The sequence below is a fragment of the Lentzea indica genome (assembly GCF_012184385.1).
Classification (GTDB): domain Bacteria; phylum Actinomycetota; class Actinomycetes; order Mycobacteriales; family Pseudonocardiaceae; genus Lentzea; species Lentzea indica.
Genome location: NZ_VSRL01000036.1, coordinates 13258 through 32578, shown reverse-complemented (window position 1 = coordinate 32578; position 19321 = coordinate 13258). Strand labels below are relative to the sequence as shown.

19 protein-coding genes and 2 pseudogenes are annotated in these 19321 nt (G+C 68.5%); 9 read left to right on the top strand and 12 right to left on the bottom strand.

The genetic code is table 11. The features are described from left to right. Nucleotides 1-43: 43 nt before the first annotated feature. Nucleotides 44-424, bottom strand: a pseudogene (locus FXN61_RS13045) (HAD family hydrolase); the annotation flags it as partial. 14 nt (nt 425-438) lie between these two features. Next, nucleotides 439-1185: a GntR family transcriptional regulator gene (locus FXN61_RS13040; RefSeq protein ID WP_167973643.1), complete on the bottom strand. Its 747-nt coding sequence runs from the start codon at nt 1183-1185 to the stop codon at nt 439-441. A gap of 96 nt (nt 1186-1281) precedes the next feature. Between FXN61_RS13040 and FXN61_RS13035 the strand changes: the two genes are divergently transcribed. The 4 genes from FXN61_RS13035 to phnE are packed head-to-tail and all read left to right on the top strand — an operon-like array spanning nt 1282 to nt 4668. After that, nucleotides 1282-2355, top strand: a complete 1074-nt coding sequence (locus FXN61_RS13035; protein WP_167973641.1) for a TIGR03364 family FAD-dependent oxidoreductase — start codon at nt 1282-1284, stop codon at nt 2353-2355. After that, nucleotides 2355-3251 (top strand): phosphate/phosphite/phosphonate ABC transporter substrate-binding protein, encoded by an 897-nt coding sequence (locus FXN61_RS13030; protein WP_167973639.1) that lies wholly within the window; start codon nt 2355-2357, stop codon nt 3249-3251. The genes FXN61_RS13035 and FXN61_RS13030 overlap by 1 nt, the downstream gene beginning before the upstream one ends. Beyond that, entirely contained in the window at nt 3251-3859 is a 609-nt protein-coding gene (locus FXN61_RS13025; protein WP_167973637.1) for a phosphonate ABC transporter ATP-binding protein, read from the top strand. The genes FXN61_RS13030 and FXN61_RS13025 overlap by 1 nt, the downstream gene beginning before the upstream one ends. A gap of 26 nt (nt 3860-3885) precedes the next feature. Then, the gene (gene phnE / locus FXN61_RS13020; protein WP_167973635.1) at nt 3886-4668 is read left to right on the top strand and encodes a phosphonate ABC transporter, permease protein PhnE; all 783 of its coding nucleotides are present in this window, start codon (nt 3886-3888) and stop codon (nt 4666-4668) included. Here the strand turns inward: phnE and FXN61_RS13015 are convergent. Then, the gene (locus FXN61_RS13015; RefSeq protein WP_167973633.1) at nt 4586-6097 is read right to left on the bottom strand and encodes a trypsin-like serine protease; all 1512 of its coding nucleotides are present in this window, start codon (nt 6095-6097) and stop codon (nt 4586-4588) included. The genes phnE and FXN61_RS13015 overlap by 83 nt on opposite strands. A 129-nt stretch (nt 6098-6226) precedes the next feature. Between FXN61_RS13015 and FXN61_RS13010 the strand changes: the two genes are divergently transcribed. The 4 genes from FXN61_RS13010 to FXN61_RS12995 all read left to right on the top strand — a co-directional run bounded on the left by FXN61_RS13010 (nt 6227) and on the right by FXN61_RS12995 (nt 9739). Then, the gene (locus FXN61_RS13010) at nt 6227-6907 is read left to right on the top strand and encodes a response regulator (RefSeq protein WP_167973631.1); all 681 of its coding nucleotides are present in this window, start codon (nt 6227-6229) and stop codon (nt 6905-6907) included. Between the two features lie 35 nt (nt 6908-6942). Continuing rightward, nucleotides 6943-8277: an ATP-binding protein gene (locus FXN61_RS13005; protein WP_246291385.1), complete on the top strand. Its 1335-nt coding sequence runs from the start codon at nt 6943-6945 to the stop codon at nt 8275-8277. 101 nt (nt 8278-8378) lie between these two features. Beyond that, the gene (locus FXN61_RS13000) at nt 8379-8798 is read left to right on the top strand and encodes a GerMN domain-containing protein (protein ID WP_167973627.1); all 420 of its coding nucleotides are present in this window, start codon (nt 8379-8381) and stop codon (nt 8796-8798) included. Between the two features lie 8 nt (nt 8799-8806). Beyond that, nucleotides 8807-9739: an o-succinylbenzoate synthase gene (locus FXN61_RS12995; RefSeq protein WP_167973693.1), complete on the top strand. Its 933-nt coding sequence runs from the start codon at nt 8807-8809 to the stop codon at nt 9737-9739. Here the strand turns inward: FXN61_RS12995 and FXN61_RS12990 are convergent. The 9 genes and pseudogenes from FXN61_RS12990 to FXN61_RS12950 form a co-directional block, all read right to left on the bottom strand. Next, nucleotides 9729-10277, bottom strand: a complete 549-nt coding sequence (locus tag FXN61_RS12990; RefSeq protein ID WP_167973625.1) for a Uma2 family endonuclease — start codon at nt 10275-10277, stop codon at nt 9729-9731. The two genes, FXN61_RS12995 and FXN61_RS12990, sit on opposite strands and share 11 nt — an antisense overlap. Nucleotides 10278-10411: 134 nt before the next feature. Next, the gene (locus tag FXN61_RS12985; RefSeq protein WP_312877690.1) at nt 10412-11500 is read right to left on the bottom strand and encodes a CapA family protein; all 1089 of its coding nucleotides are present in this window, start codon (nt 11498-11500) and stop codon (nt 10412-10414) included. Nucleotides 11501-11526: 26 nt separating this feature from the next. Beyond that, on the bottom strand, nt 11527-12123 hold the full coding sequence (locus tag FXN61_RS12980; RefSeq protein WP_167973623.1) for an SRPBCC family protein: 597 nt from the start codon (nt 12121-12123) through the stop codon (nt 11527-11529). After that, nucleotides 12120-12943, bottom strand: a pseudogene (locus FXN61_RS12975) (FAD binding domain-containing protein). Before FXN61_RS12975 ends, FXN61_RS12980 begins: the two are co-directional and overlap by 4 nt. Next, the gene (locus FXN61_RS12970) at nt 12940-15366 is read right to left on the bottom strand and encodes a xanthine dehydrogenase family protein molybdopterin-binding subunit (RefSeq protein ID WP_167973621.1); all 2427 of its coding nucleotides are present in this window, start codon (nt 15364-15366) and stop codon (nt 12940-12942) included. Before FXN61_RS12970 ends, FXN61_RS12975 begins: the two are co-directional and overlap by 4 nt. After that, a complete protein-coding gene (locus FXN61_RS12965; protein WP_167973689.1) occupies nt 15363-15896 on the bottom strand; it encodes a (2Fe-2S)-binding protein in 534 nt (177 codons plus the stop codon). Before FXN61_RS12965 ends, FXN61_RS12970 begins: the two co-directional genes overlap by 4 nt. Nucleotides 15897-15992: 96 nt before the next feature. Next, nucleotides 15993-17084, bottom strand: coding sequence for an XdhC family protein (locus tag FXN61_RS12960; RefSeq protein WP_167973619.1), 1092 nt, complete (start codon nt 17082-17084; stop codon nt 15993-15995). Further along, nucleotides 17077-18051: a vWA domain-containing protein gene (locus FXN61_RS12955; protein WP_167973617.1), complete on the bottom strand. Its 975-nt coding sequence runs from the start codon at nt 18049-18051 to the stop codon at nt 17077-17079. The genes FXN61_RS12960 and FXN61_RS12955 overlap by 8 nt, the downstream gene beginning before the upstream one ends. Beyond that, nucleotides 18048-18878: an AAA family ATPase gene (locus FXN61_RS12950; RefSeq protein ID WP_167973615.1), complete on the bottom strand. Its 831-nt coding sequence runs from the start codon at nt 18876-18878 to the stop codon at nt 18048-18050. The genes FXN61_RS12955 and FXN61_RS12950 overlap by 4 nt, the downstream gene beginning before the upstream one ends. 32 nt (nt 18879-18910) lie before the next feature. On the opposite strand from FXN61_RS12950, the gene FXN61_RS12945 reads away from it, so the two are divergent. Further along, complete coding sequence (locus tag FXN61_RS12945) at nt 18911-19297, top strand: VOC family protein (protein ID WP_167973613.1); 387 nt, start codon at nt 18911-18913, stop codon at nt 19295-19297. The last annotated feature ends 24 nt before the right edge of the window (nt 19298-19321 follow it).

The window sequence follows — 19321 nt, the reverse complement described above, 5'->3', positions numbered from 1 at the left end:
TCGCCTTGAAGATCATGTACGGCGCCGGGCGGCCCGCGGGCACGTCGTCCACGGACACGACCGCGTCCAGCACGCCCTCGCGCCAGCCAAGGACGTCCAGAAGCCCGTCCACGATCGGCCTGTCGAAGCCGGTGGTCAGTGCGACCTTCACGCCGTTGGACCTCAACCACGCCAACGCTTCCGGCACGCCGGGCAGCGGCGTCGGCGGCGTCTCGGCGTACAGCTTCGCGAGCCGCTCGTGGAAGTCGGCGAACTCGGCGTCCACTTCGGACTTGCCGAGCATCGACGAGATCGCCTCGTACTTGTCGGCACCCATCCAGTGGCCGACGTCGGCGGCGCTGCCCCCGGCCGCGATCACGGTGTCCGCCAACGCCTTGTAGACGAGCCCGTGCTCCTGGACCGTGGTGCCTGCGATGTCCAGCACGACCAGGTCGGCCTTCACGACGCCCTCCAGTCCCGCAGCAGCGCCGGGTGCGCCTGCTGGGAGTTCTCGATCGAAAAGCTGACCATGTCCGGGCGGTAGCGGTCGTCGGAGTACTCCACCGGCCGTCCGTCCACTCCGCACGCACGCCGCCGTTCCCGCAGAAGTGGTGATCCGACGGGAACTTCCAGCAGCTCGCTGTCCTTCTCGTCCGCCGCGACCGCGTCGATCTGGTGCCGGGCGACGGTCATGTCCACGCCCTGCTCCCCCAGGTAGGCGTAGAGCGAGCCGCTGTCGCAGTCGAAGTCGAACAGCAGGCGCCCCACCGGTTCCACGAACGTCGTGCGCTCCAGCATCGTCGGCCTGCCGTCGATCAGCCGCTGCCGCAACAACTGCACGACCGGCGTGCCCTCGTCGAGTGTCAGTGCGTCGGCGACCTCGACGGAGGCCGGGCGGCGCGCGATCTCCAGGGTTCGTTGTCCTGGAACGTGTCCGAGGCCCGCAGCCCAGCTCGAGAACGACAGGAACGTCTCGAACGGCTGCGACAGCGTGTGCCTGCGCACCACCGCGGGCTTGCCGCGGCCGCCGCCGATCATGCCCTCGGCCCTGAGCGTCGTGAGCGCCTGCCGGACCGGTGCGCGTGAGGCGTTCCACTGCGCGCACAGCTGCGATTCGGACGGCACGGGGTCGCCGACGGCCAGCTCACCCGAGGCGATGCGGCGCCGCAGGTCGGCCGCGATGCGCTCGTGCAGGGGCATCTCCATACCGCCAACCATACATGTCATAACAAGTCTGAACACGAAGTGAACACATCAGAACAGCCGTTGACCGTGCCAAGACGGTCGCTCATCGTTCTTGTCATGACAAGTGTGGACCTGGTGGTCGTCGGCGCGGGCATCGTCGGGCTCGCGCACGCCTGGCACGCGGTGCAACGGGGTCTCTCCGTCACCGTGGTCGAGCGCGACGAGCACGCGGCCGGGGCGTCCGTGCGCAACTTCGGGCACGGCTGCTTCACCGCTCAGGACGGGGTCGCGTTCGAGTACGCGATGACCGCGCGCGAAGAGTGGCTCAAGCTCGCCGCGGCGGCCGGTTTCTGGCTGCGCGAGTCCGGCACGGTCGTCGTGGCACGTCACGACGACGAACGCGCCGTTCTCGAAGAGTTCGCCACCGTCCGCGAGATCCAGCTGACCGACGATCTGCCCGTCGACGGCGTCGGAGGAGCCCTCCTGCCGTTGGACATCCGCGTCAACCCACGCGAGGCCGTGCACGCGATCGCGGCGCTGCTGGCCGAGCGCGGTGTCACGTTCCACTGGTCGACCAACGTGCTCACGGTCGAACCGGGCCTCGTCCGCACGACCCGCGGCGAGATCCGGTGCCGCGCAACGGTCGTCGCGGTCGGGCACGACCTCGACAGGTTCTTCCCCTGCCTGGCCGAAGAGCGTCAGGTAAGGCGCTGCCAGCTGCGGATGCTGCGCGTCGCGCACGGCGGCGTGATCGACCCGGCCGTGCTGACCGGGTTCTCGATGCTGCGCTACGACGCGTTCGCCCGGTGCCCCAGCACCCGGAAGGTCCGCGAGCGCCTCACGAACGACCACCCCGAGCTGGTCGAGGCGGGGCTGAACCTGATGTTCACCCAGCTCCCCGACGGCTCGCTCACGATCGGCGACACCCACCACTACAGCCGCACGGTCGATCCGTACCTGCCGGAGCACCTGGACGACCTGGTGCTCACCGAAACGGCCCGGCTGCTCGGCGTCCCCAGGCTCCACGTGCTCGAACGCTGGCGCGGCATCTACGCGTCCGCCCCGGAACCCTTCCTGACCGCGACCCCCGCTCCCCTGATCCGGGCCGTCTCGGTCACCTCCGGCATCGGCATGACCACCGCGCTCGGCCTCGCCCCGGCCGTGCTCGACGACCTCCTCCAGGAGATGTGATGAGAGTCCCCAAGATCGTCCACGGCGTCGTCCTCGCCGCGACTCTGGTGCTGACAGCTTGTGGTCCAACGAACTCCGCTTCAGGTGGTGACTGCCCGAACAACGGCAAGATCCGCTTCGGTGTCGAGCCCTACGAGGACCCGGAGAAGCTCAAGCCGGCCTACGACGTGCTCGCGAAGGCGCTGGCCACCAAGCTCGGCTGCGAGGTCGAGCTGCAGGCCGTCGACGACTACGCGGCCGAGGTGCTGGCGATGCGCAACGGCAAGCTGGAGATCGCCCAGTTCGGCCCGCTCGGCTACGTCTTCGCCTCGCAGAAGGCCAAGGCGGAGCCGATGGTCTCCTTCGCCGACGGCTCGGGAAAGCTCACCAGCTACACCGCCGGCATCTGGGTCGCGAAGGACTCGCCCGCGCGGAAGATCGAGGACCTGCAGGGCAAGTCGCTCGCTCTGAGCAGCGTCGGCTCCGCGTCCGGTGACGCGCTTCCCCGCTACGGCCTGAAGAAGCACAACGTCAACGACGTGAAGCTCGACTACGCGGGCGGTCACCCCGAGGCGATGCTCTCGCTGATCAACGGCAAGGTCGACGCCGCCGAGATCAACAGCCAGCAGCTCGCCACCGCGAAGTCCGCCGGCACGTTCGACGAGACGAAGTTCCGCCAGATCTGGAAGTCCGACCCGATCCCGAACGACCCGATCACCGTGCACGGCGACCTCGGCCAGGCGTTCAAGGACAGGGTGCGCAAGGCGTTGCTGGAGCTGTCGCCCGCCGACGTCGAGAAGGTCGGCGCGTTCCTCGACGTCACCCCGCCGGGGCCGCTCGTGCAGGTGGACAACGACACCTACAAAGTGCTCTTCGACCTCGCGACCACGCTGGGGCTCAAGGAAGAGGACGTCTGATGCTCGCCGTTCGCGGCCTGCGCAAGTCGTTCGGCGGCCGCACCGTGCTGGACGGGTTCGACCTGCGGGTCGAACCCGGTGAGTTCGTGGCGCTGCTCGGACCGAACGGCTCTGGCAAGTCCACGGCGCTGCGGTGCGTGGTTGGACTGGAGACCCCGGACGGCGGCGAGATCGACGTCAGCGGGAACGCCGCGATGGTCTTCCAGAAGATCCACCTCGTGGGCCGCCGCACCGCGCTGGACAACGTGTGTTCCGGCGCGTTGGGCCGGCTTCCGTTGCGCCGCTCGCTGTTCTGCCCGCACGACGTCCGTGACGAAGCCATGCGGTGCCTCGACAGGGTGGGGCTCGCGGACCGTGCACTGGACCGTTGTGCACGGCTTTCCGGTGGGCAGCAACAACGTGTGGCGATCGCGCGGGCGTTGTGCCAGCGCGCCAGCGTGATCCTCGCCGACGAGCCCGTGTCCGCGCTCGATCCGCAGGCTGCCGTGCAGGTGATGGAGTTGTTGGTGGACTTGGCCGGTGAGGGGATGACGGTGGTTGCCGTGCTGCACCAGCCGGAGCTCGCGCGCAACTACGCGCATCGGATCGTGGAGATGGTGGCGCAGTGACTCTCGCTCCGTCGCAATCCAACACAATGCGCACTGTTCCGCGTCGCCGCTGGCCTTCCGCTGCTGTCTGGGTCACCGTGGCGGTCATCCTTGCCGTGCACGTGCTTGCCTGGCAGGCGACGGAGTTCTCCCCCGCCGCGCTCATCGCCGGATGGGAGGGCATGGCGGACTTCCTCGCCGAGTCGCTGCCACCGGACCTCTCCGTGCTCGGCAAATCGCTCGAAGCAGCCGTGATCACCCTCTACATCGGACTGCTCGGCACCACGTTCTCGATCCCGTCCGCTCTGGTGCTGGCGTTGCTGGCTTCTCGCGCAACGACTTCGGCGGCGTGGGCGCAGCAGGCAGCGCGTGCGGTGCTGTCGTTCCTGCGCTCGGTGCCCGATGTGGTGTTCGCGCTGATCTTCGTGACGGCGGTGGGGCTCGGGCCGTTCGCGGGCGTGCTGGCGCTGGTGTTCCACAACACCGGCGTGATGGGCAAGCTCTGGGCGGAGGCGATGGACGAGAGCGACCGCGGGCCGCGCGATGCGTTGCGGGTGACCGGCGCGTCCGGTCCGCAGATCGCGCTGCACGCGGTGCTCCCGACGGTTCTCCCCTCGCTGGCAGGACTTCTGCTCTACCGGCTGGACGTCAACGTGCGCTCGTCGCTCGTGCTCGGCCTGGTCGGCGCTGGCGGGATCGGCTTCTTGATCAACCAGTCGATCAAGCTGTTCCGGTTCGACGAGATGGTCACGCACATCCTCGTCGTGCTGCTTCTTGTTGTTGTGGTCGACCAGGCTTCTGCACTGGTGCGCAAGCGACTAGGTGCGTGACCTGCTGGCCGTAGCGGGCGCCCTGGTGCACCGTCACCGTGCCGTCCGCTGCGACCTCGCAGGGGTTGTTCGCCGTGCACTGCTCACCGTTGTCGTTGCCCGTGCTGTGCACACCGACGACCGTGACGCCGTCCTTGAGCACGATCGGCGAGCCCGAACCGCCGTGTGAGGGCTTGCACTCGGGGTCGTACCGGTAGGCGTTGTCCTGCGTGTAGCCCTCTTCGCGGAGGTGCGGCACAACAGCTTCGATCGTGCAGTTGAAGCGCTGGCCGTTGCCCGACGAGATGATGTCGACGCTTTCTCCTGGCTTCGCGGAACGGCCGGAGAGCTTGAAGATCTTCACGCCTTTGGCCTTGAGCTGCGCGTAGGTCTGGTCGAGCTCGAAGATCGCGGCGTCGGTGCCGGTCATGGTTGCCGAGACGAGACGGTTCGTCTTGGCCTTGGCCTGGAGGTAGCCCTGGCGGTCGCCGATGGTCACCGCCAGCTCCATCGCGACGTCCTTCAGCGTCTGGCCGGGAGCCGGGCGTTCGGGGACGCAGTGGCCGTTGGTGAGCAGAAGTGCCGGGTCGCTGAGCTTGGTGCGGTCGGTCCTGACCACGGACGCCGAGCAGACGCCGGCCAGTGACGCGGCGCCTTCGAGGTTCGGGACCGGGGTGTCCGGCGGGTTGATCTTGCCGGTGACGACGTCGTTGATCCAGCCCTTGAAGTGGTGGATGTCGGTGTACATGACCGGCCGGTCGTCGCCGCCAGAACCGCTCACCAGGCCTGCGATCACCCAGCGGTCACCGTCGCGGACGAGTCCGGGGCCACCGGAGTCCATGTTCGTCGCGGCGACGCTGCCGTCCAGCGCTCCGATGCACAGCTCGCGGTCCGCATGGATGCCGTCACAGGCCGCGGCGGGCTGGATCACGGTGTCCGCCTCGCGGAGCTTCTTCGGGTAGCACTCGGGCGCACGCCGGTCGCAGGTCATGCCCCAGCCGAGGATTCGGGTCGTGGTGCCTTCCTCGGGCCGTGCGCTGGGAAGTGCGACCGGCTTGGTCTTCGCGGGCTTCCTCAGCTTCAGCAGCCCGATGTCACCGTCGTGGACGGGATACTGCGAGTAGGTGATGAACCGCTCGACCGCGATCACCTCGCCGCCGCTGCCCGCGTCCGTCGTGCCGAGACGAACCGTCCAGTCTCGCGGCCTGCCGACCTGAGCACCGCTGGGGTTGTTCTTGGTGCAGTGGCCCGCTGTGACGGCCCAGTCCGGAGCGATGAGGGTGACGCCGCAGGTGTGGCCGTCCTCGCGCGGCGAGTCGGGCCGTTGCAGAGAGCCGGAGAACGGGTAGGGCGCCTGGGCTTCGACACCGCCGCGAACGGCCAGCGCAGGGGCGACGGTGTTGATCACCGCGACGACCGCGAAGCTCATCGTCAGTAGCACTTTTCGCATGTCGCAGAGGGTTTCGGACCTGTGTGCGCAGCGGGTGATGATCGGGCAACAACTGCGCACGGGCGGTCGTTACGCAACGATGACGTCGCAAGAACGTCCTCATGAGACCCGTCGGGAAGGCTGGAGGTCATGCCGCGCGTACTGCTGATCGAGGACGACGAGGCGGTCCGCGAGGGACTGTCGCTCGCCCTGACCTACCAGGGGCACACCGTGGACGCGGTGCGCACCGGCGAGGAGGGCCTCGAACTGCTCATGAGCGTCGCGCCCGACGTCGTCGTGCTGGACCTGATGCTGCCGGGCGTGGACGGGTTCGAGGTGTGCCGACGCATTCGTGCGTCCGGCGATCTCCCGATCATCATGCTGACCGCGCGCAACGACGACATCGACGTCGTCGCGGGGCTGGAGGCCGGTGCCGACGACTACGTGGCCAAGCCCGCCCAGCCCCGCGTGCTGGAGGCACGCATCCGCGCCGTGCTGCGGCGGTCTTCTGTTTCCGCGCCCGAGGTGGTGGCCGAGCGCTACGGCGACCTGACGATCGACCGCGACGGCCTCGTGGTGACGCGGCTCGGGCGGCCTGTCTCGCTGGCGCCGACGGAGCTGCGGCTGCTGCTGGAGCTCTCGTCGTCGCCCGGCCGGGTGATGTCGCGGCAGCAGCTGCTGGAGTCCGTGTGGGACCAGGGCTACCTCGGTGACTCACGGCTGGTCGACGCCTGCGTGCAGCGGCTGCGCTCGAAGATCGAGGACGACCCGGCGGCACCGTTGTACGTGCAGACGGTGCGGGGCTTCGGCTACCGCTTCGGGCCGCTGTGACGCTGCGTCTCCGGCTGCTGCTCGCCTTTGCCTTCTTGAGCATCGTGACCGCGGTCGCGGTGTCCGGCGCCGGCTACGTGCGGGCCCGCGACGCGATCGTGCAACGCGCCCAGGACAACGCCGTCATCGAAACGACCAACCGCGTTGAGCAGCTGTATCCGTTGCCCGCGCGGCCGCCTGACTCCGCCGCTCTGGAGCGCATCGCCGGGAAGGTCTCCGGGCGTGAGGGGGCTGCTCTCGCTCAGGCCAACGGGGTGTCCGCCGGCTCGATGGACCCTTCGGTGATCACCCCCGAGCTGCGGTCTCTGGTGTCGTCCGGGCGTGTGGGCTGGCAGCGGGTGCCGTACGGGGGCGGGGTGTGGCTCGTCGTGGGCATGCGGATGCAGGTCTCCGGCGGTGCGCCCTCCGATGTCGAGGTGTACGTGATGCGGCCGTTCAGTTCCGAGATCGAGGTCGTCAGCGAGCTCGCGCGCAACGCGTGGCTGATCGGCGGCGCGGGGCTGCTTCTGGCGCTCGGGATGGCGTTCCTGGCCGCGCGTGGGGTGCTGCGGCCCGTTCGCGAGCTGCAGGTGGCGGCCTGGCGGCTCGGCCAGGGCGATCTTGCCGCGCGCGTGCCCGTGCGGGGACGGGACGAGCTGGCCGCAGTGGCCACCACGTTCAACAGCACGGCTTCCTCGCTGGAGCATCACGTCGGTGAGCTGCGGCGGATGGAGGCTGACGCGCGGCGGTTCGTGGCGGACGTGTCGCACGAGCTGCGGACGCCGTTGGCCGCGATGACCGCGGTGACGGACGTGCTGGACGCGGAGACCGCTGCTCTGCCTGGCGTTGCTGGCCAGGCGGCTCGGCTGGTCAACCGGGAGACGCAGAACCTGACGCGGCTGGTCAACGACCTGATCGAGGTGACGCGGTTCGACTCGGGGACGGCGGCTCTGGCGTTGGACGACGTCGACGTGGCGGAGGTGGTGTCGCGGACGCTGCGGATGCGCGGGTTCGAGGTGACCGCAACGCTCCCCTCCGGGGTGCGGGCCCGGCTGGATCCGCGGCGATTGGACGTGATCGTGGCGAACCTCGTCGGAAACGCCTTGCGGCACGGGGCTCCACCGGTGACGGTGTCGCTTTCGGTCGCGGACTCGTCGTTGGTGATCGAGGTGGCGGACTCCGGTCCCGGCCTGCCCGCGGAGGTTCTGCCGCACGTGTTCGCGCGGTTCTACAAGGCTGACTCGGCTCGCGGACGGTCGGAAGGGTCCGGCCTCGGGCTTGCGATCGCCTGGGAGAACGCCCGCCTGCACGACGGGACTCTGATCGCGGCGAACCGGCCGGGCGGTGGGGCGTTGTTCACGCTTCGGCTGCCGCTGGGAGGTGAGCGTTGAGGCCGAAAACTGTCGGTGCTGCCTGGGAGAATGGAAACAGGGGGACCCCCTGGAGGGGACCCCTGCGTCAGCTTGGCCTCCTCGCACTCGCACTCGCACTCGTGCTCGGCCTGGTCGGGTGCGGGATCCGGCCGACCGATCCCATCCCCGGCCTCGAGGCCCCGAGCGGACCGGTCGAGAACGCATCGCCCGCGCTCTACTGGGTGTCCGAGGGCAGGGTCGTCGCGGTCAACCGCCCCTTGGGCAGCCTGAGCGGCTTCGACGTCGTCGCGCTGCTCGCCCAGGGCCCCACCAACGCCGAGCAGAACCGCGGCCTCACCACCGAGGTCCCGTTCGACGCCGCACCCGCCACCGTCGACCGCGTGGCCAACGGGCTCGACGTGTCGATCTCCACCGACGTCTCGCTGCTCAGCCGGGCCGCGGTCCAGCAGATCGTGTGCACGTTGCTCGGTATCCAGGCCGTGGGCACCGTGAACCTGCGGGGCGGCGGGCATTCGCTCGAGTTCCTCAAGTGCGCTTGAATCGGCGCGTGCACGTCTACTCCATCCCGATGCGCGCCAAGTTCCGCGGCATCACCCAGCGCACCGGTCTGCTGTTCGAGGGACCGGCCGGGTGGGGCGAGTTCTGCCCGTTCGAGGAGTACGACGACCACGAGTCCATGCCGTGGCTCGCATGCGCCCTTGAGGCTGCGAACGACGGCTGGCCGGCGCCGGTTCGCTCACGGATCCCGGTCAACTGCACGGTCCCCGTGGTCTCCCCTTCGAGGGCGCACGAGATCGTGGCTCGTTCTGGGTGCTCGACCGCCAAGGTGAAGGTCGCGGAGTCAACGCTCGCCGAGGACTGCGCGCGGCTCGAAGCCGTGCGGGGCGCGCTCGGGCCGGGTGGGTTCGTGCGGGTCGACGCGAACATGATGTGGGACGTCGACACGGCCGTCACCTCGATCAAGGCCATGGACAAGGCCGCCGGAGGCCTCCAGTACGTGGAACAGCCGTGCCACACGCTGGACGAACTGGCTGCGGTCCGGCGCAGAGTCAGCGTGCCGATCGCCGCAGACGAGTCGATTCGCAAGGCCGAGGACCCGCTGAAGGTGGCCGTGTCCGGGGCTGCGGACATCGCGGTGATCAAGGTGGCGCCGCTCGGTGGGGTCAGGAAAGCCCTTGAGGTGGCCGAGGCGTGCGGGTTGCCGTGTGTGGTGTCGTCGGCGTTGGAGACGTCGGTTGGGATGGCGGCCGGAGTTGCGCTGGCGGCGGCGTTGCCTGAGCTCGACTACGCGTGCGGGCTCGCGACGCTGTCATTGTTCGAAGGGGACGTCACGAGCGATTCACTCGTACCGGTCGACGGGTATTTGCCGGTGCTCACGAAGGCACCTGTGCCGGACCGCGTCGAGCGGTTCGCGAACGATGTGATCACGGAGGCCTGGATTTATCGGTACGGCAGGGTGCTGAGCAAGCTCAGTCGATGAGCCGATCAACCTGAATCTTCAGCGGGAACGGCTCGACAGCTTCATACACTCCGGTCTCGGCAGGCGCCTCCTGATAGCCGAATGGTCCGGCCAGGTGCAGTGGAGCCAAGGACACGGGCTCATCGAGGTCGATGATCCAGTAGAATGGAATGCCGGCCTCTGCGTACTCGTGACGCTTGGCGCGATAGTCCGTCTGGCGCGAACTTGGCGACAACACCTCGACAACGAGCACGACCTCTGATGCCCTGATGAGGCCGCCTTCAGCATCTTGCCGCTTGCCAGCACTGCGTTGGGCCACGACCAGATCTGGGCGCCTGACAAAACCAGGCTTGTCCGGCGAAGCCAGCTCCAGGTTCACGTCCATGTCGTATATGACTTCGAGATCGTCAGGAAGTTGACCGGCGAGCTGTATAGCCAAGTTGAGGCCAGCGACGTTGTGCTTGCGGATAGGACTGGGGGACATGATCAGACGGCCATTTACCAATTCCGTATAGCCGTCTTCGGTTTCTCCGAGCGCGGCGTACTGAGCAACGGTCATTGGACCCGCTGCAACAGCAAGCAGACGCCTCGGAGGCCTATTGGGTAGTGCGATCACTGCGTCTCCTTCCGTCTCAACCACCGTCGCACATGGAAGGGCTCCAAGCCCGCTCGCAATTCCACACGTTCGAATGATCAGGGCTTCCCTCTGGACAGCCCCTGACCGTTCGCCCCCATGCTGAACACGATGCCCTCGGTCCGGTTGATCGCCTCGGTACGCCGAGCAGTAGCAGGCACCCGCGTCAGGTCCACCAGCCGAATCGGCGGCCCCAGCTCGACCAACGTAGGTGTGTAAGAGGCCTCGACGACGGACCACCCCTCAGGCCCCTGCTCGAACTTGAACCGCGCGATCGCCCCCTCCTCGGTGACGCCACGCGGCTCGGCATGCCGGGCGACCTCGTTCCCGAGCCCGTACGCGACCCACTTCTTGCCGATCTTCTCGAACGGCTGCACCACGTGCACGTGCGTGCCGATGATCAGGTCCAGCGCAGGGTCGGCGAGCAGCTGCCTGGCCAGCGCTTTCTGGTCGGCGGTCGCCTCGTGCTGGTACTCGTTGCCCCACTGCACGGACAGCACGACGACCTCGGCGCCGGCCTCGCGGGCCTTCCGGGCGTCGGCGAGGATCTTGGCAGCGTTGATCTGGTTCGCGCGCCACGGCTGGGGCAGCGGGATGCCGTTGAAGCCGTAGGTGAAGGACAGCTGAGCCACGCGAACCCCGCCCGCGTCCAGGATCAGCGGCGCCGCGGACTCCTCCTGCGTGCGGAACGAGCCGGTGTGCTTCAGGCCGACGGCGTCCATCGCGTCCAACGTCGTCGTGATCGCCGAGACGCCGCGGTCGAGCGTGTGGTTCGAGGCGGTCGAGCACGAGTCGTAGCCCACGTCGACCAGGCCTTTCGCGACCTCGGGCGGTGCCAGGAAGGCGGGGTAGCCGAAGAACGGGCCCTCCTTCGTCCCCAGCGGCACTTCGAGGTGGCACAGGGACAGGTCGGCCTTCAGCGTGTCCTTGATGCCCGAGAACAACGGCAGGAAGTCACGCCCGGCCGCACCGCCGTCGGCGACGGCCTGGTCGGTCAGCGCCGGGTGGATCAGGATGTCGCCGCCCGCGGTCAGCACGAACGACCGCGGTGGTGGCGGGCCTGACGACGTGGGCGAAGGAGGCGGCGCGGAGGTGATGACGACCGGGGAGCCGGTGCACGCGGACAGCACGAATCCGGTGGCCAGCACGAACGCCGACCACCGGACCGCACGCTTCAGCGCTGCCGCCTGCGTCGCAGGACCACGAACAGCACGACGGCCAGCACCGCGGCCGCGATGGGCAGCACGCGCTTCAGGACCGGTACGCCTGCCGTGTCGATCAGGTCGATCGGCTCGTCGGGAACCACTCGGAGATGCTGCTGTTGCGCCACCTCGTCAGGATCCACTGAACCCAGCGTGCTCGCCAGGCATTCCGCGAACTGGTCGACCAGCTTGCCGCTGACCTCGGCGATCAGGCCGCGACCGAGCTGGGCCGGACGGCCCGTGACCGCCAGGTCCGTCTCGACCTCGACCGAATCGCCGACCTGGAACGTCACGACGGCGGAAGCCGTGCCGTTGCCTCGGGTGTCCTTGCCCGCGGCTTTCAGGACGGCGCGGCGCAGCACCGGGTCGATCTCCACGAACTCGCCGCTTCCCCGGTACAGCAACTGCACCGGGCCGAGCTTCACCTTCACCTCTCCGCTGAACGTCTTGCCGTCGACCGAGGTCACCGTGGCGCCCGGCAGGCACGGCGCCACCCGCTCGGGGTCGAGCAGCGCCTCCCACACCTCCTCGGCCGGGCCCGGCGAGACGAACGAGTGCGTCAACTTCATCCCGCTACCGCCGCCGTCAGCGCACGGTCGGTCAGCACCCGAGCCAGGTTGTCCTTGTAACCGTCACCCGAGGACGCCCGCAGCGCAGCTGCCGAGATCACCTCAGGAGCCGCAGACTGCCCGACCAGCGCGGCCTCCACCTCGGTCGCACGCAACGGCCCGGAACCGACGTTCGTGAGGCGACCCGTGCGGCGACGATCGAGCCGTCCCTGACCTGCACGGCTGCCGCGACCGCGACGATCGACCACGCCTGCGCGACCCGGTTGAGCTTCTCGTAGTGCGCTCCCCAACCGGTGTACTTCGGCACCCGGACGTCGATCAGGATCTCGTCGGCAGCCAGCGCCGTCTCGAAGTAGCCGACGAAGAACTCCGACGCTGGCACCTCGCGACGGCCACCGGGACCGGCGATGACCATCACCGCGTCCAGGGCCAGCGCGGGTGCCAGCAGATCACCGGCAGGGTCCGCGTGGCACAGCGAGCCGCCGAACGTGCCGCGGTGCCTGACCTGCGGATCGGCCACCGTGTCCGCGACCAGCTTCAGCAGCAACACGTGGTCGTGGATCAGGTGATCGCGCTGCACCTCGTAGTGCGTGGTCATGGCACCGATCAGCAACGAGTCGCCGTCGTCGCGCACGCCCGTCAACTCGGTCAGACCGCCGATGTCGATCAACGCCGTGGGCGCCGCCAGCCGCATGCGCAGCACCGGCACGAGCGACTGCCCGCCCGCGATGATCTTCGCGTCCTCGCCCTCCTCGGCGAGCATCCGCACGGCCTCGTCCACAGAGGACGGACACAGATACTTGAACTCCGCCGGGATCACGACTGTCCTCCCTGCGAATCGATGGAGCCGAGCCCGCCTGCTGCCACGTCACCCACGTCGTCGGCCGACCCGCCTTGCAGCGCGGTCCAGACGCGTTCCGGTGACAACGGCATGTTGATGTCGCGCACACCCATGTGCCGCACGGCATCCAGGACGCTGTTCACCACCGCCGGCGTCGAGGCGATCGTGCCCGCCTCACCGACCCCCTTGACGCCCAACGGGTTGGACGTCGCCGGTGTCGAGGTGCGATCCGTGATGAACGCCGGCAGATCCGCCGCGCACGGCACGAGGTAGTCGGCGAACGTCGCCGTCGTCAGCGTGCCCATCTCGTCGTGGACGGCCTCCTCGAACAACGCCTGCGCGATGCCTTGAGCCAGCCCGCCGTGCACCTGTCCGTCGACGATCAACGGGTTCACGACCGTGCCGACGTCGTCCACGGCCACGTACGAACGGATCTTCACCATCCCCGTCTGCGTGTCGACTTCCGTTGCGCACAAATGGGTTCCGTGCGGGAACGAGAAGTTGTCGGGGTCGAACGTGGCATCGGCGTCCATACCGGGTTCCATGCCCTCCGGCAGGTCGTGCGCCACGTGCGCGGCCAGCACGACGTCACCCAACGTGCGCACGGTCGAGGTGCCACGCACCGAGAAGGAGCCCGAAGCGAACTCCACGTCCGCCTCGTCGCACTCCATCATGTGCGCGGCCAACCGCCGTGCCTTGGCAAGAACCTTGTCCGCCGCGTGCACCAGGGCAGTGCCACCAACGGCCAAGGAACGCGAGCCGTAGCTGTCCATGCCCTTGTGCGACGAAGCCGTGTCGCCGTGCAGCACCTCGACGTCCTCGAACGGCACACCGAGCCGGTCCGCGACGATCTGCGACCACACCGTCTCGTGGCCCTGCCCGTGCGGCGAGGTTCCGGTGATCACCTCGACCTTGCCGGTGGGCAGCATGCGGATCGACGCGGTCTCCCAACCGCCTGCGGCATAACGCAAAGCGCCCAGCACCCGTGACGGCGCGAGGCCGCACATCTCGGTGTAGGTGGAAACTCCGATGCCGAGCTGCACCGGATCACGAGAGGTACGGCGGCGGGACTGCTCTTCGCGCAGCTCCTCATACCCGAACAGCTCCATCGCGCGAGCCGTCGCGGCCTCGTAGTTGCCCGAGTCGTACGTGAGTCCCGCGACCGTGGTGAACGGGAACTCCTCGTGCTTGATCCAGTTCATTTCGCGGATCTTCATCGGGTCCATGTCCAGCTCGGCCGCGAGCTCGTCCATCATCCGCTCGATCGCGAACGTGGCCTCCGGCCGTCCGGCGCCGCGATAGGCGTCGGTGGGAACCTTGTTCGTGAACACGTTGGTGCACACGAACCGGTAGCCGGCGAACTTGTAGATCGCGTTGTACATGAACGCACCCAGGACCGGGATGCCCGGTGACACCAGCCGCAGGTACGCGCCCATGTCGGCGAGCAGCTCGACCTTCAGGCCGGTCACCGTGCCGTCGCGGCGGGCGGACAGCGTGATCTTCTGGATCTGGTCGCGGCCGTGGTGCGCGGACAGCATCGACTCGGTGCGCGACTCCGTCCACTTCACCGGACGGCCCATCCGCCGTGCGGCCAGCAGGCACAGCAGCTCCTCCGGGGTGACCTGGAGCTTGCCGCCGAACCCTCCGCCGACGTCCGGCGCGATCACCCGGATCTTGTGCTCTGCGATGCCCGTGACGGCGGAGAGCATCCACCGCAGGATGTGCGGGATCTGCGTCGCGGACCAGACGGTGAACATGTCGGCGTTCGGGTCCACGACGACCGAACGCGGTTCCATGAACGACGGGATCAGCCGCTGCTGCCGGAACGTCCGCTCCAGCACGACGTCCGCGGACGCGATCTCGTCCTCGACGTTGGTGCCGGCTCCCGCCTCAGCGGAGTCGTATACCCAGGTCGCGCACTTGTTCGTGCCGAGGTCCGGGTGCACCAGATCGGTGTCCTGCAAGGCTTCCTGCAGGTCGAGCACGACCGGCAGCTCGTCGTAGTCGACGTCGATCGCGGCCAACGCGTCCGCGGCACGGTAGGCGTTGTCGGCGATCACCAGAGCGACGGCCTCACCGGCGAAGTTGACCTGGTCGACGGCCATCGCGGGCGCGGGTGGCGACTTCATGTCCTCGGTGATCGGCCACGCGCACGGCAGAGAGCCTTGCTCAGCGGCGAAATCCTCACCGGTGAGCACCACGGCCACACCGGGCATCGTGGTGGCACGGCTGCAGTCGATGTTGCGGATGCGGGCGTGTGCGACGGGACTGCGCAACACGGCCATGTGCAGCATGCCGGTCAGCTGGAGGTTGTCGGTCCACTTCGTCTGACCGGTGATCAGGCGTGCGTCTTCCTTGCGGAGCCGGGCTTTGCCGACTTCCGGTTCCGCGGTGGCGGTCATTCCCCACCTACCGGTTGCTTCGAAACGACGTGGTCGTCGGAGTGCTGTTCCATCTTCGGACCTGCGCCCGGCTTCATCCGCTGTGCGGCGTCCTGGACAGCGCGGACGATGTTCTGATAGCCCGTGCAGCGGCAGAGGTTGCCCTCCAGGCCCTTCCGCACGGTCTCGTCGTCCGGGTCCGACTCGTCGGCGAGCAGGTCGATCGCCTGCATGATCATGCCGGGCGTGCAGAAGCCGCACTGCAGCGCGTGGTTGGTGCGGAACGCCTCCTGCACCGGGTGCAGTCTGCCGTCGCGGGCGAGGCCTTCGATCGTGGTGACCTCGTGCCCGTTCGCCTGCACGGCGAACATCTGGCACGACTTCACGCTGTGGCCGTCGAGATGGACCGTGCAGGCGCCGCAGTTGCCGGTGTCGCAGCCGACGACAGTGCCGGTCTTGCCCAAACGCTCCCGCAGGTAGTGCACGAGCAGGAGCCGGGGTTCGACCTCGTCGGCGTACGTCACTCCGTCGACGTTGACCGAGATGTGCATGAACCCTCCCAAAATGATCGGGAACCGCGTGGTGGGCAGCATGGTGTGACGAGGGCCACTCCAGCCTCCTCCCCGTTCGCCGGTTCAACAACCCGATCAATGGTGGATCGGTTCACCAAGATCGACCAGACGCCTGCCGCTTCCCTTCCACCGCAAGGAAATGATCTCGGCGGCGATCGACACCGCGGTCTCCTCCGGTGTCCGTGCGCCCAGGTCCAGGCCGATCGGCGAGGCCAGAACCTTCAGCTCGCTCTCGGTCAACCCCGCTTCCCGCAGCCGTTGCAGCCGATCTTCGTGCGTGCGGCGGGATCCCATCGCGCCGACGTAGCCGACCTTGAGTCGCAATGCGACTTCCAGCAGCGGCACGTCGAACTTCGGGTCGTGGGTGAGAACGGCGATGACAGTGCGTTCGTCGAGCTTGGACGCTTCGGCCTGGAGGTACTTGTGCGGCCAGGCGACGACGACCTCGTCCGCCTCGGGGAAGCGGCTGCGGGTGGCGAACACCGGTCGTGCGTCGCAGACGGTCACGCGGTAGCCGAGAAACGCGCCGAGCCTCGCCATCGCGGCGGCGAAGTCGATCGCGCCGAACACCAGCATGCGTGGCGGCGGCTCGAACGAGTTCACGAACACGCTCATGCCCTCGCCGCGCCGCTGGCCGTCCGGGCCGTACCGCAGCACGCCGCTGCGGCCGCTCGCCAGCATGCCGCGTGCGTCGTTGGTGACCGCGTCGTCGGCCCGTGCGGAACCGAGGCTCCCCGAGCGTCGATCAGGCCAGACGACCATCCGGCGACCGATGCCGTCCGGGTGCTCGATCACGGTCGCGACGGCCACCGGCTGCTCGGCCCTGACCGTCTCCACCACCTCGCCGATCTGCGGAAACGTCTCCGCGTTGATCTTCTCGACGTAGATGTCGATGATCCCGCCGCAGGTCAGCCCGACGGCGAACGCGTCGTCGTCGCTCACCCCGTACCGCTGCAGGACCGGGTCGTCGGTGGACTGCGCCAGGTCGTAGACGGCGCCCTCGACGCACCCGCCGGACACGCTGCCGATCGCCTCGCCGCCCTCGGTCACCAGCATCGCCGCACCCGCGGGCCTCGGTGCCGAACTGAAGGTCGCGACCACGGTGCCGACACCGACCGTCTCGCCGTTCGCCACCCGTTCCGCGAGGTCGAACAGGACATCACGCATGGCGCACTTCCTTCAGCAGTTCTTCCAAAGCGTGCACGCTGTGGCCGGCGACCATCCTGTCGACGTGCGGCAGCGCTGCCACCACGCCGCTCTGCACCGGCTGGTAGCCGGGCTTGCCCGCGTGCGGGTTGGCCCAGATGACCTTGTGACTCACCCGTTTCAGCCTCGCCATCTCGTTCGCCAGCAGCGCGGGGTCACCACGTTCCCAGCCGTCGCTGAACAGCACGACCACCGCACCTCGTTGCCGCCACTGCTGGTTGAACCTGCGCAACGCCTCACCCAGCCTCGTGCCGCCCTCGTAGTCCGGGATGGCCCTACCTGCGGCCTTCAAGGCGCGTTCGGGATCGCGTTCCCTCAGCTGGCGGGTCACACGGGTGAGCCTCGTGCCGATCGTGCGGACCTCGACGGGCATGGCGTGCGCGATCACGTGCGCGAACCGCAGCAGCGCGTCGGAGTAGGCGGCCATCGAGCCGGAGACGTCGATCAGCAGCACGAGCCTTCGCGCCTTCACGCCTCTCCTGCGGTGGCGCGGCCGAGCGATCTCGCCGCCCACCTCGATCATCGCACGCACGGTTCTGGCCAGGTCGATGCGGCCGCGGCGGGCCTTCTTGAGCCTTCGTGAACGTCTGCGTGGCGGAAGAGGCTTCAGCCGTTGGATCAACGGTGCCGCGTTGAACTCGGAGATGTCCTTGTGCCGCAGCACTTCCACATCGGACGCCGCGATGCCGACCGTGACGGAGTCGATCTCGATCGTGGTGCGCGGCCGTGGTGGTGCGCCGCCGAAGTACGCCCTGTACGCGGCGTCGTAGCGCGGCAGGTCGTCCGGGTCGGCGCAGAGCGTGAGGCGCCCCGCCCAGTACAGGTCGACGTGCTCGGCGGCTCGCAGGTACGCCTCGACCCTGTCCGGCCCGCACTGAAGCCCGGCGCCCCGCAGGACGCGCGTGAACCCCACGCAGGCTTCGGTCACCCCACGATTGTGCTCCCGATCACCCGATCCGCGTCCTCCCGGTACTTCAGGACGGCGCCGAGGGTCGTCACGTCCGGTTCGGTGCGTCCCAGCGCCTGGAGTGCCCGCGCCCAGTCCAGCGACTCGGCCACGCCTGGCGGTTTCAGCAGGTCGAGGCCGCGCATCTGCTGGACGGCCTCCGCGACCTGCCGCGCGAGCCGTTCGTCGAGGCCGGGCAGGGTGCGGCGCAGGATCGCGACCTCGCGGTCGATGCTCGGGTGCTCCAGCCAGTGGTAGAGGCAGCGGCGCTTCAACGCGTCGTGCACCTCGCGGGTCCTGTTCGAGGTCAGCACGGTCAACGGCGGCGTCGTGGCCCTGATCTCGCCGAACTCCGGGATGCTGACCGCGTTCTCCGACAGCACCTCCAGCAGGAACGCCTCGAACTCGTCGTCCGCCCTGTCGATCTCGTCCACGAGCAGCACGCACGGCGCGCTCTCCAGTGCCTGCAGCAGCGGCCTGGCCAGCAGGAACCGTCGCGTGTAGAGGGACGCCTCGTCGACCTCGCCACGGGTCTCCAGCACGCGCAGGTGCATGAGCTGGCGCGGGTAGTCCCAGTCGTACAAGGCCTGCGTGGCGTCGATGCCCTCGTGGCACTGGAGCCGGATCAGTGGGACGTCCATCGTCTTGGCCAGCGCCAGCGCGAGCGAGGTCTTGCCGGTGCCTGGTTCGCCCTCGAGGAACAGCGGCCGCCCCATCCGGACCGCGAGGAACGCCGCCGTGGCGATCCCGCCGTCCGGCAGGTACCCCGCGCGGTCGAGCCCTGACGCCAGTTCCTCAGGGGACTCCATGCAACTCAGATTAGGCCCTTTAGGGTGAGCGCATGGGGTCAGTGAAACAGGTCCAGGTCACCTTCGACTGCGCGGAACCCGTGCGCGTCGGCCGGTTCTGGTGCGAGGTGCTGGGGTACGTCGGACCGGCTGAGCACGACGACGATTCGTGGTTCGCGGCCAGCGATCCCTCCGGGGTGGGTCCGCGGTTGTACTTCCAGCGCGTGCCCGAGGGCAAGATCGTCAAGAACCGGGTGCACCTCGACGTGCGGGTCGGCACCGGGCTGGTGGGCGAAGGGCGCCTCGCCGCGCTCGAGGCCGAGTGCGCACGCCTGGTCCCGCTAGGAGCGGTGCGCGGGCAACTGCTGCTCGCCGATGGCGTCAACGAGTCGTGCCTCAACATGCAGGACGTCGAGGGCAACGAGTTCTGTCTCGACTGAGACCCTGGGACCAGGGCTTCGACT